This window comes from Rhizorhabdus sp. P4_G6 (assembly GCF_056401045.1).
The window spans coordinates 70709-85363 of sequence record NZ_JBFUKC010000008.1; the positions used below are offsets into that span (position 1 = coordinate 70709).

Sequence of the window (14655 nt, forward strand, 5' to 3'; positions counted from 1 at the left end):
CTCCTCCAGAGGTCGGATCGGAAACCATCGGCTCCGCAAAAAGGAGCCATCGCGGCAGCGGGCTCCGGCCCGCGCCCGGAACGCGCCGCCGCTCCCCCGGTGCCCATAACGGTTCCTTAACCATGATCAGCGATAATTAAGGGGTGTTAACAGGATCCGCCGCATGACCTGGCCAAGCTTCGGCAGCCGCATCGAGCGTGACGTCAACGGCGTCCGCGGTGCGATCAGCCGTGCCGCGCAGAGAGTCGGCGTCGATTTCTCCTATCTGCTCAATCAGGCCAAGTCGGAAAGCGGGCTCAATCCGAACGCGCAGGCACAATCGAGCTCGGCGGGCGGCCTGTTCCAGTTCATCGACCAAAGCTGGCTCGGTGCCGTCAAGATGTATGGGGCGAAGCATGGCCTCGGCTGGGCTGCCGACGCGATCAGCCGGCGCAGCGATGGCAGCTGGAAAGTCGATGGCTCCGTCCGCGACCAGGTGATGGCCCTCAAGAACCAGCCGGACGCCTCCGCATTGATGGCAGCCGAGTTCGCCAGCGACAATGCCCAAGGGCTGCAGGCTTCGCTCGGCCGCCAGCCGCGCTCCGCCGATCTCTATTTCGCGCATTTCCTGGGGCTGGAGGGCGCCACGAAATTCCTGAAGGCGGCCGACGCGCGGCCGGATGCGTCAGCCGCCTCGCTGTTTCCGCGCGAGGCGCGCGCCAATCGGACGATCTTCTACGACCAGAGCGGCAGCGCCCGTTCGCTGAGCCAGGTCTATGCGCTGATGGCGAAGAAGATCGATGACAATGGCGCGCCCATGCAGCCGACGACCGGCAGCGATGCCCTGTCATCGGATCGGATGCGCCTCGCTTATGCGCGCGAGGTCTTCGAAGGCGACGGCAAGGCTGCGCCGGGAACGGGCGAGATGCTGGCCATGATGGGCGCCACCGATCGCCTGAACCTGCTCAAGCCCAATCCGGGCAACGCACGGCTCGCCTATATGCTGCTCGCCTCCGACGGCGACGGCTCGATCAGCGACAATCCGCTCGAGGGCTGAGTCCTCCACATGCGTCGTCCCCGACAGGAGTCGGGGTTTCATCAAGGCTTCGCGACATCAACTCCGCCCTTGGCAATCGAGGCCCCAATCTCCGCCGGCGTCACGGCGAAATCAGGGCTTTTTCGCAACCGTCATCTGCGCCCTCGCGGCGTCAGGCATCGCGGTCGGATCGTTCGGCCCCGCGGACGCCATCAGGTCGACCGGCTTGCGCGCAGGCCCTGCGGCATCTGGCGCCTCCCCTGCACCGCCATCCGACCACGCCAGCGTGATCGACATGCGGCGGTTGCGTGGATCATAGGGGTTCTCTGGAACATAGGGCTCGCGGTCGGCGACGCCTTCGATCCGCGCGAAGCGGCTGTTCGGCACGCCGAAGTCGGACAGTGCCCGGCGCGTGGCCTCCGCGCGCGCCGCGGACAGCGTCCAGTTGTTGACGGTCCGCCCCTTCGCATAGGGCATGGCATCGGTGTGGCCGCGCACGATCACCGCATTGTCGGCGAGATCGGACACCTCGGCCACCTGCTTCATCAGCGCGGCAGCGGCCGGCAGCAGCTGGTCGGTGCCCGATTTGAACATCGCGAAATCGGCCTGGTCGACCAGATCTATCCGCAGCCCTTCACGGGTTTCCATGAAACGGACATTCTTGGCCATAGCCGCGAGGCTGGGCGTGGCCGCCATTTTCTGCTGGAGCATCAGCTTGAGCTTCTGGAAAGCGGCGCGATCCTTGGCGCGGACCGAGGCTCCGCCCTCCTTCTCGCCGCCCGATGCATCCTTGGGGATGGTGATCGACTTGGAGCCGGTCTGGGACGCGCGGTGCGGGTAATTATCCTTGTCGATGATCGACTCGCCGCCGAAGATGCCGTTGGCGCCCGCGCTCTTTTCCTTGAGCTGCACCATCGTCGGCGTGAAATAGTCCGCGATGCCCTTGCGCTGCTTCTCGTTGGTCGCGCCTAGGATCCACATCAGCAGGAAGAACGCCATCATCGCGGTGACGAAGTCGGCATAGGCCACCTTCCAGGCGCCGCCATGATGGCCGCCATGCCCCTCCGCGATAATCTTCTTGATGATTATCGGCCGGGGCTCCGGCTCGTTCTTGCCGCGCTTGGAAGGCGATTGCGCCATGGGTCGAGCGTTCCTTCGGAAGCCTGGAACTTAGCGGCCGCGCATGCCGTCGAAGACGTCGGCGAAGGCGGGCTGGTTCGAATGGGTGATGCCCGAGCGCGCAGCCTCGATCACCAGCGGCAGCGGGTGACCGTGGAGCGAGGCGATGATGATCTGCTTGACCACGCCGTAGATGGCGGCGTCGGCCTCGATGACCTGGCGGCAGCGCTGCGCGAAGGGCGAGACGATGCCATAAGCGAGCAGAATGCCGAGAAAGGTGCCGACCAGCGCCGAGCCGATCATGGCGCCCAATATCGCCGGCGGCTTGTCGATCGAACCCATTGTCTTCACCACGCCCAGCACTGCCGCGACGATGCCCAGCGCCGGCAGCGCGTCGGCCAGGCCCTGCATCATGTCGGCCGGCTTGATCTCGTCATGGTGATGGGTCTTGAGAGCGTTATCCATCACATCCTCCACGGCCATCGGATCGAGCGTGCCGGAGGAGATGACGACGAGGCGCAGCGTATCGGTGATCATGTGGATCAGCGTGCTGTCCTTGAGCAGCTTGGGATATTCGGAGAACAGCGTCGACGCCTTGGGATCCTCGATATGCGGCTCGAGCGCCACGGGACCTTCGGTGCGGAGCTTCTTCATCAGCGTAGAGACGAGGAAGATGACGTCGAGATAGTCCTTCTTGTTATATTTCGGTCCCTTGAACACCTTGCTGAAGCCGCCGCCGAAGGCCTTCAGCTCCTTCATCGAATTGCCCGCGACGATCGCGCCGACCGCCGCTCCGCCAATGATCAGCATCTCATGGGGAATCGCGTGAAGAACTGGTTCCAGGTCACCGCCGGTAATGGCGAAGCCGCCGAACACCATGGCGAGGAGGATGACGAGGCCAATGCCTGCAAACATGAACGCTAACTCCCACGCAAATACCGTTTGAGGTCAGCGCTCAGAACCGGCGCCTTTCCCCATCGACGTTAACGGCAGGATAAGCAGGAGCTTTATCCAGAAGCCGTGAGACTGTCTTAACTCAGAAGATCAAACAAAGTGTTGCGATTGACCTTCGCGAACGCCTGTTGCGCGGCCTGAAGGCTCAACGTCTTGGCATTGAGCCTCATCACGGTCGCGGCGACATCGGTATCTTCGAGCGAACTGCGCTCTTCGGCGAGCTGGGTGACGACGGCCTCCATCGTATCGGTGGCGGTATCGAGCTGGGCCGCCCGCACGCCCTGCGCCGCGCGCTCGTCCGTGACGTGCCTGACGGCGATGTCGATGTCGCTCAGGCTGACATCGGCCAGCGCACGGCGTGTCGCCACGTCGTCGGTGGAGATTGCGTCAATCGCAGCGCCGATCGACGAGTCCAGCGTCCCGGTGCCATGCACGAACGGGATGCCGTCGAACACGTCGGAGCGCTGTGCCGTGGCGGCGAGACGCTGCGTCGCCGACGTCGAGATCAGTAGGGGCGAATCGATCGGGAACAGCGACTGACCGGTGGGCGTGGTCGATGTCTGGATACTCGCAAGGGACGACCGGAGCGAGGTAAGCTCCTGGGTGATCGCCGCCCGGTCGGCGGGCGAGGCCGACTCGGTCGCGCCGGCGAGCGTCAGTTCCTTCACCCGGTTGAAGATATCGGCGACATTGGTCATCGCTGTGTCGACTTCCGCGGCCACCGACTTGGCGGTCTCGATGTTGCGCGACCATACTGTCTGGTCCGCCTGCGCGCGGCGGATTTCGGTGATTCGCGCGGCGGCAATCGGGTCGTCCGAAGGCTTGTCGATGCGCTTGCCGGTCGAGATGTCCGACTGCGCACGCGCGATCTCCGCGCCGAGCTTGGACTGCCGGTTTATTTCCGCGATCGCGCGATATCGGGTTGCGGTGATCACCAGCCAGTCCTTTTATCTAAAGAGATTCATGATTTCCTGGAGCGTATCGCGCGCGACCTGGATGATCCGCGCGGAACCACTATAGGCTTGCTGGAAGCGCAGCAGTTGCGCCGCCTCGACGTCGAGATCGACACCGGTCACCTCGTCCAGCGCCTGCAATGCTCCGTCGCGCTGGCTCGCCGTCGCCGATTGCTCGGCTTTCGCGGCCGCGACGCTCTGGGCATGGGTCGACACCAGCAGCGCCCATTTCGCTTCCGGACCGGACGAAGTGCGATAGCCTTTGAGCGCCAGCGCATTGCCGTTGGCGACGCCTGCAACCGAAGCCGCCGCGATCTTCGCCCCGTCGGTCGTGGCCACGGCGAGGCCCGCCGCAGTCGTTCCGCTGACCAGCGCCGCGCCGGCCGTGCCGTTGCCGTCGACGCCCGCCTGATTCCATGTGTTTATGACGCTCGCAAAGGTCGCCGCCGTCGCATCGAGCGCCTCACGGCGCGACGCGATCGTGTTGGATACGTCCACATAGCCGGCCAGCGAGCCCGACTGCGGCGTGATGATGGCCTGCGGCTGCAGTCCCGACGCGACCAGCGAAAGCCTGCCGTCATTGGCCTGCACCAGGCCGACGAAGGAAGCGTTTGGTCTCTCCGAATCGACGAGCTTCGTGACGCTGTCGCCAAGGATCCTGACCTCGGCGCGCCCGTCATTCTCGAGCCGGACCTCGACGCCCACGGCATCCGAGATGCTTTTCAGCACGGCATCGCGCTGATCCTGCAGCAGCGCCTGACCGGCCGAGCCGGGACTGGCCCGCCGCAGGCCGACATTGATCTGGGCGAGCTGTTTGAGATCGGCGTTGAGCTTGTTGACAGAGTTCTCGGCGGACGTGGCAACGCCGTCGGCGGCGGATTTCAGCGCGCCGGCAGTGCTATTGAACTGGTTGGTCGCGTCACCCAACGCGGTCAGCATCGTGCGGCGATTGGTGTCACTGCTCACATCGGCGCTGAGTGCCTCGGCCGAGGTGAACACGCTGGCCATCTTCACGCCCAGTCCAACGTCCGAATCATCGAGCGCGCCCTCGGCCGTGTCCAGCCAGGTCGCCTTCACATCGGACCGGGACGCCTCGGAATTGGCAAAGCGCGAATAGGCGCTGCGATAATTGTCGAACACGCGCTGGACGCTGTTCACATTGACCCCGCCGAACACGGCCGACGAACGATAGCGAAAATCGTTCGACGTCGAGACCGCCGACTCCTTCAGCGTGACCGTGCGACGCGTATAGCCTTCGGTTTCGGCGTTGGAGACATTCTCGCCKACCGTCGACAGCGCCGCGCGATACGCGACGACGCCCGACCGGCCGATATTGAGAAGGTCGGTCATTTGCCGGTCCCGTCAGGCTTCGCAGCGCTATCGGCTGCAGCGGCGGACACCGCGGGCGTCTTCGATACGCGTGCCTGGAACTGCTTGACCAGCAGGTCGGCGATGCCGATCGCTCCCTTCCCCGCCATCTGGTCGGCGAAGTTCGAGTCCTGCATTTCGCGGAACTGATCGGTCGCATCGCTGCCGAACAGATCGTCGTCGCTCAGCTTCGCATCACGCATCGACTTGAGCATCTGGCGCGTGAATACCGCCTCGAACTGCTTCGCGGCGGCCTTCAGCTGCTCGAGCTCGCTGGCCTTGGGATCGGCGAGCGCGCCGGTCTTGATGGAAACGCTGCCGATCATAGCACTACCAGCTCCGCCTTCATCGCGCCCGCCTGCTTGAGCGCTTCGAGAATGGCGACCAGATCGGCCGGCGAAGCGCCGATCGCGTTGACCGCCTTGACGATCTCGGCGAGCGAGGCCCCGGGCTGGAATTCGAACATCGGGCGCGCTTCCTGGTCGACCTTGATCGCGCTGTTCTGCTGAACCGCGGTTCTGCCCTGCGAGAAGGGATTAGGCTGGACGACCTGCGGCTTCTCGTCGACCTGTACGGTCATCTTGCCATGGGTGACGGCAACCGGCGCGATGCGGACGGCGCCGTTGATCACGACGGTCCCGGTGCGCGCGTTGACGACGACCCGCGCCGGTGCATCGGCGGTGTCGACCTCGACATTTTCGATGCGGCTCATCAGCGCGGTGCGATATTCCGCGCCTTGCGCGGCATCGATAGTGATTGTGGTGGCGTCGATCGATCGAGCGATATTCTGGCCGATCTTGCCGTTGATCGCGGCGGCAACGCGCTGCGAGGTGGTGAGATCGCCGTCCGAGAGATCGAAGCGAAGCTGCGGCGAATTGGCGAAACCGGCGTCGACGCTGCGCTCAACGGTCGCCCCGCCGGGTATGCGGCCGGCGGTCGGCACGTTGATGGTGAGCTTCGACCCGTCGGCGGCGTCGATGCCGAGACCGCCTACCGCGAGATTGCCCTGCGCCATCGCATATATTTGTCCGTCGGCGCCCTGCAGGGGCGCCATGATCAAGGTGCCGCCACGCAGCGACTTGGCCTTGCCCAGCGCGGAAATGGTGACATCCAGCCGCTGGCCCGGCTTGGCGAAGGCGGGCAATTCGGCGGTCAGCATCACCGCGGCCGCGTTCTTCAGCGCGGGATTGACCCCGGCTGGAAGCTGCAGGCCGAAGCGCGACGCGACGCCCTTCATGCCGAGCGTCGAATAATCCAGGCTGTCGTCGCCGGTGCCGGCGAGGCCCACGACGATGCCATAGCCGGTCAGCTGGTTGGCGCGGAGTCCCTGGAAGGTGCCGATGTCCTTGATGCGCTCCGCATGGCCGACGCCAGACAGCGCAAAGCCCGAAAAGCAGACCAGGAAGGTGATCAACGCGCGATACATGAACGGCTTATCCTCGAAATCTTTAATCAGAATGGACTCAAGATGGAAAAGAAACGGTTAAGCCATCCCTGCCGCGAGCCGCGCGCGATCTCGCCCTTGCCCGAATAGGTAATCCTGGCATCGGCGACGCGGGTCGAGGCGACACGGTTATCGGGGCCAATATCCGCCTGGCGGATCAGGCCGCTGATCGAGATATTTTCATCGCCGCGATTGAGGGTGAGCAGCTTTTCGCCGCGTACCAGCATCGTGCCGTTGGGATAAATTCGCGCGATGGTCACGCTGATCTCGCCGCTGAGCTGGTTCGACTGCGCCGCCCCGCCCTTGCCGGCGAAGGTGCTGCCGCCGCTCGCGCCGATGTCGGTCGGATTGAAGAAGGAGGCCGGGCCCGTCGTCGGCGGCGTCAGGCTGATGTCGCCCGAGCGGTCGGTGGAGGCGCTGTTCGACTTCGATGCCTGGGTGCGCTCGACGAGCGTGATCGTGACGATATCGCCCACCATCGCCGCTCGCGCTCCGTTGGTCAGCGCGGAATAGCCATTGGCCGCCTGGAAGATCGCCCCGTTGGCAACAGGCGGCAGCGGCTCCTGCGAATAGCTCGGCGCATATTCCATGTCGCGCTTGCGCGGCTTCTTGGCGTCGACCGGCTCGGCGCCCAGGCCGATCAGCAACGCGGCGCAAAGGCCGAGCGTCACCAGCGCGCTTGCGTCCGGACTATATGTTCTGGTTGGCATATTGCAGCATCTGGTCGGTGGCCGAGATCATCTTGCTGTTCACTTCATAGGCGCGCTGGGTCTCGATCATGTCGACCAGCTCCTCGACGATGTTGACGTTCGAGGATTCGAGCGCGCCCTGGCGGATGTTGCCAAGGCCGTCGGTGCCGCCGGCGCCGGTCTGCGGCTGCCCCGAGGACGCCGTTTCGGTGAGGATGTTATTGCCCTCGGACTGGAGCCCCGCTGGATTGACGAAGCGCGCGATCTCGATCTTGCCGACTTCGGTCGACTCGGTTGCTCCCGGCATGCTGACGCTGACAGTGCCGTCATTGCCGACCGTGATCTTGTCGGCACCCTGCGGGATCTGGATCTGCGGTTGCAGCTGATAGCCGTCGCTGTTGACGATGTTGCCCTCCGACGAGAGCGTGAAATTGCCGTCGCGCGTATAGCCGGTGCGGCCATCCGGCATCTGGATCTGGAAATAGCCCGCGCCTTCGACCGCCATGTCCAGCGCGTTGTCGGTCGTCTGCAGCGACCCCTGCGTCTCGATCTTGGCGGTACCGTTGATCTGCACGCCGGTGCCAAGGCTGGTCCCGGTCGCGAACTTGGTCGACTCGGAGGAGGCCGCGCCCGGGGCGGTCATCGCCTGATAGGCGAGCGTCTCGAAGCTGGCCCGATCACGCTTGAAGCCAGTCGTGTTGACGTTCGCCAAGTTGTTGGCGATCACCTGCATCCGCATATTCTGGGCGTCGAGGCCCGTCCGCGCGACGTGCAATGCTGCGTTGCTCATCTAAGCTACTCCGTCTTCGGTTAATCGAAGCGCATCAGGTCGGCCGAAGCCTTGTCGATATCCTGCGCGCTGCTCATCATCTTGACCTGCATGTCCCAGTCCCGGCTCGCCTCGATCATGTCGATCAGCGTGGCCGAGGCATTCACGTTCGATCCCTCGATCGCGCCCTGGCGGACGTTCGCCTGCGGGTCGGGCGCCAGCGTGCCGCCGTTGCGCGGGCGGAACAGGCCATCAAGGCCCTTGGCGATGTCGGTGCCATTGGTCGCCACCAGCTTGAGCCGGTCGACGGTCTGGATCTGGCTTGGATCGGCGCCCTGCGGCACGATCGAGATCGTCCCGTCCGGCGCGATCGTCAGCTTGTCATAGGGCGGCAGAGTGATCGGTCCGCCGTCACCGAGGACGGGAAGCCCGTCCCCCGTGGTGAGCAGGCCGCTGTCGCTCAGCTTGAGGTCGCCGCGCCGCGTATAAGCCTCGTCGCCCTCGCGGCTTTGCACCGCCAGCAACGAGTCCTTGCCCTGGATGGCAACATCGAGCGAGCGCCCGGTCTCGCTGACCGTGCCCTCCGACATGTCCGCCGACACCACCTCGCCCGAGTTGGTGGCGCGGGCGTCGAAGCCATCGCCCTTGAGGTACAGCGCCGTGCTCGAGCTCATCTCGCCACGGAAACCCGCAGTGTTGATGTTGGCGAGATTGTTGGCCGTCGTCGTCTGACGCGCCATCGCCGCCCGCATCGCGGATAAGGAGCTGTAGATGAGCTTGTCCATGGCCGGGCTCCGCTATCGATTACGATCAGGACCGCAGGTTGACGATGGTCTGGGTCATGGTGTTGGCCGCTTCGATCGCCTTGGCATTGGCGGAGAAGTTGCGCTGCGCCTGGATCAGCGCAACAAGCTCCTCGGTGATGTCGACATTCGCCTGCTCGAGCGCGCCCGACTGGATCAGCCCGGTCCCGTTCGAATTGGCTTCGCTGATCAGCGGCTCGCCCGAGATGCCGGTCGACCCCCATTTGCTGTCACCGAGCTGGCGCAGGCCCTCCGGGTTGGAGAAGGTTGCCAGCACGATCTTGCCGAGCGCCTGGGTGTCGCCGTTCGAGAAGGTGGCGGAGACGAGGCCGTCGGCGCCGACCGAGACGTTGTCGAGCTGCCCCGCGGCATAGCCGTCCTGGGTGAAGCTGGTCAGCGTGAACGGGGCGGACGCCATCTTCGTGTTGGCGCCATAGGTCAGCGAGAAGGCGATCGGGCCGGTGGCGCCGGTTGGGCTGACCTGTGCGGTGGTGAGCGCAGCTGGGGTCGCGCCGTTGACCTTGCTCAGCGTGCCGAACTGATCGAACAGCAGCGTGACCGGGGTCGCCGGCGTCGGCGTCGCGGGATCGGAGCTGATCTCCTTGTCACCGATGAACGTCCGGGCGGTCCACGTCGTGTCGGTGACCGCGCCCGCCGGAATGTTCTGGCGAACATAATAGGTCGTCATCGGGAAGGCGGTGCCCGATGCGTCATATACCGTCGTCGTGGTCGACTGGTTATAGCTGTTCGCATCGAAGCGGTCGAACGCATAGGGATTCGCGGCGGTGTACACGGCCCGGGCCGATGGCAGATCTGCGTCCGCGGGGAAGGTCACCGCGAGATCGACCGACTGGGTCGAGCTCGACGTGCCCGACGTCAGTGGCAGCTGCAGCGAGCGGGTCGAGTTCAGGCCGGTTGCCGTCACGGTGCCGGAGGAGTCGGTCGGCAGCACCTGAAGATAGGCGCCGCCCGAGTCGACCACATAGCGCTCCGAGTCCACGCGGAACGAACCGTTGCGGGTGTAGGCGACGTTCGAGTTCGACGTGGACGTACGCGTCACGAAGAAGCCTTGGCCCGAGACGGCGAGATCGAGCGAACGTTCGCTGTTCTCGAAGCCGCCCTGGGTGAACTGCTGGGCGATGCCGCGCAGGCGGGTGCCCTGGCCGGCCACCGTCGCGCTCTGCAGCGGTGCCGAGGAAACGATGTCGCCGAACTCGGCCGAGCTCTTCTTGAAGCCGGTGGTGCCGACATTGGCGACGTTGTTCGCGATCACCGCGAGCTCGGTCTGCGAAGCCTTGAGGCCGGAAAGTGCAGTGTAAAAGGACATGGTTAAGCTCCGTTACCGATAATCAGGAAAGCTGCAGGGCGTCGGCGGGGTCGATATTTCCCAGCGGCGTGACGAGCTTGGTGGAACCACTCGCCGGCGACTGGACGCCCGAAACGGTTGTCCAGCTCGAGGTGGTGGTGGCGATCTGCTCGGCCGCGGTGTTTTTCGCACTGACCGAGATGGTGAGCGGCCCGGCGACGGCGGCGCCGTCCTTATCCTTGCCGTTCCAGTAGAAAGGCACGTCGCCCTTGGCGACGTCGGTGGCCGAGCCGGTGTAGACGACCTTTCCGGTCGAATCGACGAGGTTGATGTCGACCCGCGACGCGTCCTCGGGCAAGGTGACGTTTCCGGCGAAAGCGCCGTCCGCCAGCGCGGTGGCGGTCTTCGACTGAACCAACGCCGATTTCCCGATCCAGCTCGCCGCATCGCCAACCCGCGAGGCCGCAATGCCGGCTGAGATCGTCTTGAGCGAAGCATTCATCTCGGCGATGCCGGTGGTCGACGAGAATTGCGCCATCTGCGCGACCATCTGGGTATTGTCGACCGGGTTGAACGGGTCCTGGGTCTGCATCTGGGTGGTGAGCAGCTTCAGGAAGGCGGTCTGGTCGAGCGCATTGTTCGTCTTGCTCGTCGTAGTGGCGGCAGTCTTCGACGTGCCCGAGAGGGTGTCGAGATAATTGCTTCCGGTGGATATCGTCATTTGCCGAGCCTCAGCGTGTCGAGAGTGAGCGTCTTAGCGGTCTGCATGACCTGCACATTGTTCTGGTACTGGCGGGCCGTCTCCATCATCTCGACCAGCTCCTGCGCCTGGTCGACGCCCGCTTCCCAGACATTGCCGTCCTTGTCGGCCTTGGGATGATTGGGGTCGTAGCGCTTGGTCGGTTCGATGTTGGAGGCGACCACCTGATCGACCTTGACGGTCGCGACGCCGGGCCTGTCGGTGACCGACGAGAAGACCGGCTTGATCGCCCGGAAGGCTTCGGCCTTGCTCCCCGCGACCGATCCGGCATTGGCCAGGTTCGAGGCCGAGGTGTTGAGGCGCACCATTTGTGCGGACATCGCGCGGCTGGCGATGTCGAAGACCGAGAGGTTGTTGGCCATGGCTTATTCTCCCCGCAGCGCCTGCATGACCGTCCCGATCCTCCCCTCCAGGAAGGACAGCGTGGTCTTGTACTGCAGGGCGTTCTCCGCGAATTGGTTCTGCTCGGTCGACAATTCGACGGTGTTGCCGTCGACGGAGGTCTCAAGCGGGATGCGATAGCCGACATTGCTCTGCGCGGCCTGGCCGGCGGACATGCCGCCATTGCCGGTGGCGTCGGACAGCGCCTTCTGGAAATCGATGTCGCGCGCCTTGTAATTGGGCGTAGCGGCGTTCGCGATGTTGGAGGCGAGCATCGCCAGCCGCTGGGATCTGATCTCCAGCGCCTTGCCATGTACCCCGAAAAGCGGATCAGCCATTTTTCGCTTCGTCCTCTAAAACTGTGCCGCCGCCGGCCGTTAATCATGTTCGAACAGGCTCGACGGCTGCCTTGCCACCCTCCCAAGCAACTGCCGTGCCAAACGTGGTTAACGAGGGCTGTGCCGCTGCATTTTCTGGGATTTGGCGCTGTTCCGGCAATTTCCTGCCGGGGGCGGCAATTTTCTGCCGGTCGATATTGCCGGGTCCGTTAGCCATGTCCGGCAACGGTGCCTTGACCATTTATGGGCATTGGGGAAACGATGTTCCTGCTCGAAGAGATTGCCCGCTATGTCGACCCGGCCGCGATCGGCATCGTGTTCGGAGGAACCGCGCTTACCACGCTGTTCCGCTCGACCCGCGCAGACATCAGGCGCGCCTTCGGGGCACTGGCGTTGCTCAACAGGGCCGACCCGGCGGCAGATGCCGCCGCCGCTCGCGTATCGGTCAGCCGCATCCGCGAACTGGCCGAAGTTCGCAGCATCAGTTGCGTCGACCGGATCGAGACCGCTCAGCGTTTCCTGTTGCGCGCCGCCCGGGAACTGTCCGAGGCACGAACCTCCGGCGATTTCGCCCGCTGGGCCGACGATGAGATCGAGGCCCGGCGCGTGCGCCACCAGGCCGTCGCCGGCGTGTGGCGGTCAGTCGCCGAAACGGCGCCAGCAATGGGCATGATCGGCACGATCATCGGGCTCGTGCAGATGTTCGCCAACATGGACGACCCATCGAAGATCGGCCCGGGCATGGCGGTGGCCATGCTGACCACCCTCTATGGCGTGATCCTGTCTTCCGGCATCGCAGCCCCGATCGCCGGTCGCCTGGAGACCCTGTCCGAGACCGAGTTGGCCTGGCAGAACGCCGCGTGCAAGCAGCTCGAACTGATCGCCCGCCAGGAACTCGACACGCTGCCTCATGCGGTCAGGCCCAGATTGCGGACCGTGCCATGACGCGGCAGATTTCCCAGCGCTGGATCCTGAGCTTCGCCGACCTTACCCTGCTGCTGCTCGCCTTCTTCGTGATGATGCAGGCGCAGGTCAACGATCGGCTCAAGCTCGCCGCCGGCATGCGGGGCGCGTTCGGCGGCAGCGGCGATGCGGCCGGGACGTCGGTGCAGGGACTGGTTGCCGCGAACATGTTCGAGGCCGGCGAAGCGATGTTGAAGCCGGGTGAAGCCAGGCGGTTCGCCACGATGGGCGCCCTGGCGGCCAAGGCGAAGCAGCGCGTCATCGTCTCCAGCCAGGGCCGCGATGGCCAATCGGCGCGACTCGACAGCTGGGAGTTGTCCGCGGCGCGCGCGACCGCAGTCGCCCGCGCCATCAGAATGGGCGGCCTGCCCGATACGATGATCGAGATTGCCATACCGCCGATGCGCGCCGGCGATCCCGCAAAGGGCCAGCGCATTTCGGTGCAACAGCTTCCGGCGGCCAGCCGCTAGGCGACCAGATCTTGCCGGGCAGCGATCTACATAGCCGCGAAACAGCGTCACCGCGCCGTTAACCATTTGTTTGCGGATTGGCGGGTATAGATCGCAACATGAACCGAAGCCCTGTCATCAACCGCATCGCGCTCATCATCACTGCCCTTCTGGCGGCGGCGCCTTCCTACGCGCAATCGGCGCTGCCGCCAGCGCAGGACCTCAACCAACTCGAACAGATCGTGGTGACCACGCTCGGCGCCGACGTCGGCCAGCCGGGCGGACCCATGGTGCCTATCGATCGGCGCATGCGACTCGTCGCCTGCCCGATCGGCATCCAGGTCGATCCGCCAACCGCCGGCGCGGTCACCGTCCGGTGCACCACCGCCGGCTGGCGCCTGCGGGTGCCGCTGATGCGGCAGAACGTCTCGACCGCGAACGGCGGCGCCGCGGGCGACCGCGCAGGCGCGTTCGGCACCGCGGATATACGCAAGGGCGACCCTGTCCAGCTCATCGCGCAAGGATCGTCCTACTCGATCAGCGTCGATGCCACGGCAATGGAAGATGCTAATATCGGGAGTCGAATACGCGTCGCAACCAGTTCAAAAGGTTCGACAGTTTTTGCGGAAGTGGTAGATGTGGGCCGGGTCCGACTTCTCGGATTTAAATAGTTTCTAAACCTGTCGTTATTAGCGGCAGAGGTGGAACGTGGATAACAGGCCAGAATTGAAGGAAATCGCGATGATCAATGGGGTAGGACCGTCCAACCCGACCCGCATTGGTCAGGTCCGGGACGACAAGATCGCAGCGCCGGCAGCGTCCGAGCCCGCACCCGCGGCAAAGGGCGTCACGGCAACTCCGTCGCTGGTGGCGACGCTGGCCAGCGAAGGCCCGCCGATCGACGCCGACAAGATCGCGGCGATCCGTGAAGCGATTGCGGCCGGCAAATATCCGATCGATGCCAAGGCGATCGCCGCGAAGATGATCGCGCTCGACCTGCCCCGGGAGACCGTGTGAGCGAAGTCGTCGTCGAACGCCTGATCCTGTCGAGCGAGGCGCTGATTGCCGCGCTCGACAGTCATGACATCGACGCGATAGAAGACGCCGTCGCAGCATTCGGTCAGAGCGTCGAGGCGCTGAAGGTGCCCGGCGGCTGGCCCCAGACCGCGAATCCACCGGCGCGCCTCGCCGAAGCGCTCAAGCTCGCCGACGCGGCACGGGCGCGGGTCCGCTATCTCAGCGACCGGACGCAGCAGCGAATCGATATGCTCGCCGTCGCCACCGGAAGGTTCGATTGCACCCCCGCGACCTATGGGCGGCAGCGTTAAGGCTGCCGTTCCCGAT

20 protein-coding genes are annotated in these 14655 nt (G+C 64.7%); 6 read left to right on the plus strand and 14 right to left on the minus strand.

Features of this window, described 5'->3' with window-relative positions; all coding sequences use genetic code 11:
- Window positions 1-163: 163 nt before the first annotated feature.
- Window positions 164-1036: a hypothetical protein gene (locus tag AC1DPF_RS10575; RefSeq protein ID WP_477867509.1), complete on the plus strand. Its 873-nt coding sequence runs from the start codon at window positions 164-166 to the stop codon at window positions 1034-1036.
- A gap of 111 nt (window positions 1037-1147) precedes the next feature.
- Here the strand turns inward: AC1DPF_RS10575 and AC1DPF_RS10580 are convergent, their stop codons facing one another.
- From AC1DPF_RS10580 to AC1DPF_RS10645, 14 genes are all read right to left on the minus strand, one after another.
- On the minus strand, window positions 1148-2155 hold the full coding sequence (locus AC1DPF_RS10580) for a flagellar motor protein MotB (protein WP_477961175.1): 1008 nt from the start codon (window positions 2153-2155) through the stop codon (window positions 1148-1150).
- Between the two features lie 30 nt (window positions 2156-2185).
- A complete protein-coding gene (gene motA, locus AC1DPF_RS10585; RefSeq protein WP_477867513.1) occupies window positions 2186-3049 on the minus strand; it encodes a flagellar motor stator protein MotA in 864 nt (287 codons plus the stop codon).
- 116 nt (window positions 3050-3165) lie between these two features.
- Window positions 3166-4023, minus strand: a complete 858-nt coding sequence (locus AC1DPF_RS10590) for a flagellin (RefSeq protein ID WP_477867515.1) — start codon at window positions 4021-4023, stop codon at window positions 3166-3168.
- Between the two features lie 12 nt (window positions 4024-4035).
- Complete coding sequence (gene flgK, locus AC1DPF_RS10595) at window positions 4036-5391, minus strand: flagellar hook-associated protein FlgK (RefSeq protein WP_477867517.1); 1356 nt, start codon at window positions 5389-5391, stop codon at window positions 4036-4038.
- Window positions 5388-5735 carry a rod-binding protein gene (locus AC1DPF_RS10600; RefSeq protein ID WP_477867519.1) on the minus strand — a complete coding sequence of 116 codons (348 nt, stop codon included), beginning with the start codon at window positions 5733-5735 and terminating at the stop codon, window positions 5388-5390. The genes flgK and AC1DPF_RS10600 overlap by 4 nt, the downstream gene beginning before the upstream one ends.
- The gene (locus tag AC1DPF_RS10605; protein ID WP_477867521.1) at window positions 5732-6835 is read right to left on the minus strand and encodes a flagellar basal body P-ring protein FlgI; all 1104 of its coding nucleotides are present in this window, start codon (window positions 6833-6835) and stop codon (window positions 5732-5734) included. Before AC1DPF_RS10605 ends, AC1DPF_RS10600 begins: the two co-directional genes overlap by 4 nt.
- A 26-nt stretch (window positions 6836-6861) precedes the next feature.
- Window positions 6862-7563, minus strand: a complete 702-nt coding sequence (locus tag AC1DPF_RS10610) for a flagellar basal body L-ring protein FlgH (protein ID WP_477867523.1) — start codon at window positions 7561-7563, stop codon at window positions 6862-6864.
- Window positions 7544-8332, minus strand: coding sequence for a flagellar basal-body rod protein FlgG (flgG, locus tag AC1DPF_RS10615; protein ID WP_477867524.1), 789 nt, complete (start codon window positions 8330-8332; stop codon window positions 7544-7546). Before flgG ends, AC1DPF_RS10610 begins: the two co-directional genes overlap by 20 nt.
- A 20-nt stretch (window positions 8333-8352) precedes the next feature.
- A complete protein-coding gene (gene flgF / locus AC1DPF_RS10620; protein WP_477867526.1) occupies window positions 8353-9096 on the minus strand; it encodes a flagellar basal-body rod protein FlgF in 744 nt (247 codons plus the stop codon).
- A 25-nt stretch (window positions 9097-9121) separates the two neighbouring features.
- On the minus strand, window positions 9122-10441 hold the full coding sequence (locus AC1DPF_RS10625) for a flagellar hook protein FlgE (RefSeq protein ID WP_477867528.1): 1320 nt from the start codon (window positions 10439-10441) through the stop codon (window positions 9122-9124).
- Between the two features lie 22 nt (window positions 10442-10463).
- Window positions 10464-11141: a flagellar hook assembly protein FlgD gene (locus AC1DPF_RS10630; RefSeq protein WP_477867530.1), complete on the minus strand. Its 678-nt coding sequence runs from the start codon at window positions 11139-11141 to the stop codon at window positions 10464-10466.
- Window positions 11138-11542, minus strand: coding sequence for a flagellar basal body rod protein FlgC (gene flgC / locus AC1DPF_RS10635; RefSeq protein WP_477867532.1), 405 nt, complete (start codon window positions 11540-11542; stop codon window positions 11138-11140). Before flgC ends, AC1DPF_RS10630 begins: the two co-directional genes overlap by 4 nt.
- 3 nt (window positions 11543-11545) lie before the next feature.
- Window positions 11546-11899, minus strand: a complete 354-nt coding sequence (gene flgB / locus AC1DPF_RS10640) for a flagellar basal body rod protein FlgB (RefSeq protein WP_477867534.1) — start codon at window positions 11897-11899, stop codon at window positions 11546-11548.
- Window positions 11900-11942: 43 nt separating this feature from the next.
- On the minus strand, window positions 11943-12140 hold the full coding sequence (locus tag AC1DPF_RS10645; protein ID WP_477961177.1) for a hypothetical protein: 198 nt from the start codon (window positions 12138-12140) through the stop codon (window positions 11943-11945).
- A gap of 20 nt (window positions 12141-12160) precedes the next feature.
- Between AC1DPF_RS10645 and AC1DPF_RS10650 the strand changes: the two genes are divergently transcribed.
- The 5 genes from AC1DPF_RS10650 to AC1DPF_RS10670 all read left to right on the plus strand — a co-directional run bounded on the left by AC1DPF_RS10650 (window position 12161) and on the right by AC1DPF_RS10670 (window position 14639).
- Window positions 12161-12844, plus strand: a complete 684-nt coding sequence (locus AC1DPF_RS10650) for a motility protein A (RefSeq protein ID WP_477961179.1) — start codon at window positions 12161-12163, stop codon at window positions 12842-12844.
- Window positions 12841-13332 (plus strand): flagellar motor protein MotB, encoded by a 492-nt coding sequence (locus AC1DPF_RS10655; RefSeq protein ID WP_477961181.1) that lies wholly within the window; start codon window positions 12841-12843, stop codon window positions 13330-13332. The genes AC1DPF_RS10650 and AC1DPF_RS10655 overlap by 4 nt, the downstream gene beginning before the upstream one ends.
- A 98-nt stretch (window positions 13333-13430) precedes the next feature.
- Window positions 13431-13982 carry a flagella basal body P-ring formation protein FlgA gene (locus tag AC1DPF_RS10660; protein ID WP_477867542.1) on the plus strand — a complete coding sequence of 184 codons (552 nt, stop codon included), beginning with the start codon at window positions 13431-13433 and terminating at the stop codon, window positions 13980-13982.
- A 70-nt stretch (window positions 13983-14052) separates the two neighbouring features.
- Window positions 14053-14328 (plus strand): flagellar biosynthesis anti-sigma factor FlgM, encoded by a 276-nt coding sequence (flgM, locus tag AC1DPF_RS10665; RefSeq protein ID WP_477961183.1) that lies wholly within the window; start codon window positions 14053-14055, stop codon window positions 14326-14328.
- On the plus strand, window positions 14325-14639 hold the full coding sequence (locus AC1DPF_RS10670; protein WP_477867546.1) for a hypothetical protein: 315 nt from the start codon (window positions 14325-14327) through the stop codon (window positions 14637-14639). Before flgM ends, AC1DPF_RS10670 begins: the two co-directional genes overlap by 4 nt.
- The last annotated feature ends 16 nt before the right edge of the window (window positions 14640-14655 follow it).

What these genes read in the sequence shown, in the direction of transcription:
- AC1DPF_RS10575 (WP_477867509.1), top strand. Translation starts at nt 164, where the DNA reads ATGACCTGGCCAAGCTTCGGCAGCCGCATCGAGCGTGACGTCAACGGC.
- AC1DPF_RS10580 (WP_477961175.1), bottom strand. Translation starts at nt 2,155, where the DNA reads ATGGCGCAATCGCCTTCCAAGCGCGGCAAGAACGAGCCGGAGCCCCGG.
- motA (WP_477867513.1), bottom strand. Translation starts at nt 3,049, where the DNA reads ATGTTTGCAGGCATTGGCCTCGTCATCCTCCTCGCCATGGTGTTCGGC.
- AC1DPF_RS10600 (WP_477867519.1), bottom strand. Translation starts at nt 5,735, where the DNA reads ATGATCGGCAGCGTTTCCATCAAGACCGGCGCGCTCGCCGATCCCAAG.
- AC1DPF_RS10605 (WP_477867521.1), bottom strand. Translation starts at nt 6,835, where the DNA reads ATGTATCGCGCGTTGATCACCTTCCTGGTCTGCTTTTCGGGCTTTGCG.
- AC1DPF_RS10610 (WP_477867523.1), bottom strand. Translation starts at nt 7,563, where the DNA reads ATGCCAACCAGAACATATAGTCCGGACGCAAGCGCGCTGGTGACGCTC.
- flgG (WP_477867524.1), bottom strand. Translation starts at nt 8,332, where the DNA reads ATGAGCAACGCAGCATTGCACGTCGCGCGGACGGGCCTCGACGCCCAG.
- flgF (WP_477867526.1), bottom strand. Translation starts at nt 9,096, where the DNA reads ATGGACAAGCTCATCTACAGCTCCTTATCCGCGATGCGGGCGGCGATG.
- AC1DPF_RS10625 (WP_477867528.1), bottom strand. Translation starts at nt 10,441, where the DNA reads ATGTCCTTTTACACTGCACTTTCCGGCCTCAAGGCTTCGCAGACCGAG.
- AC1DPF_RS10630 (WP_477867530.1), bottom strand. Translation starts at nt 11,141, where the DNA reads ATGACGATATCCACCGGAAGCAATTATCTCGACACCCTCTCGGGCACG.
- flgC (WP_477867532.1), bottom strand. Translation starts at nt 11,542, where the DNA reads ATGGCCAACAACCTCTCGGTCTTCGACATCGCCAGCCGCGCGATGTCC.
- flgB (WP_477867534.1), bottom strand. Translation starts at nt 11,899, where the DNA reads ATGGCTGATCCGCTTTTCGGGGTACATGGCAAGGCGCTGGAGATCAGA.
- AC1DPF_RS10645 (WP_477961177.1), bottom strand. Translation starts at nt 12,140, where the DNA reads ATGGTCAAGGCACCGTTGCCGGACATGGCTAACGGACCCGGCAATATC.
- AC1DPF_RS10650 (WP_477961179.1), top strand. Translation starts at nt 12,161, where the DNA reads ATGTTCCTGCTCGAAGAGATTGCCCGCTATGTCGACCCGGCCGCGATC.
- AC1DPF_RS10655 (WP_477961181.1), top strand. Translation starts at nt 12,841, where the DNA reads ATGACGCGGCAGATTTCCCAGCGCTGGATCCTGAGCTTCGCCGACCTT.
- AC1DPF_RS10660 (WP_477867542.1), top strand. Translation starts at nt 13,431, where the DNA reads ATGAACCGAAGCCCTGTCATCAACCGCATCGCGCTCATCATCACTGCC.
- flgM (WP_477961183.1), top strand. Translation starts at nt 14,053, where the DNA reads ATGATCAATGGGGTAGGACCGTCCAACCCGACCCGCATTGGTCAGGTC.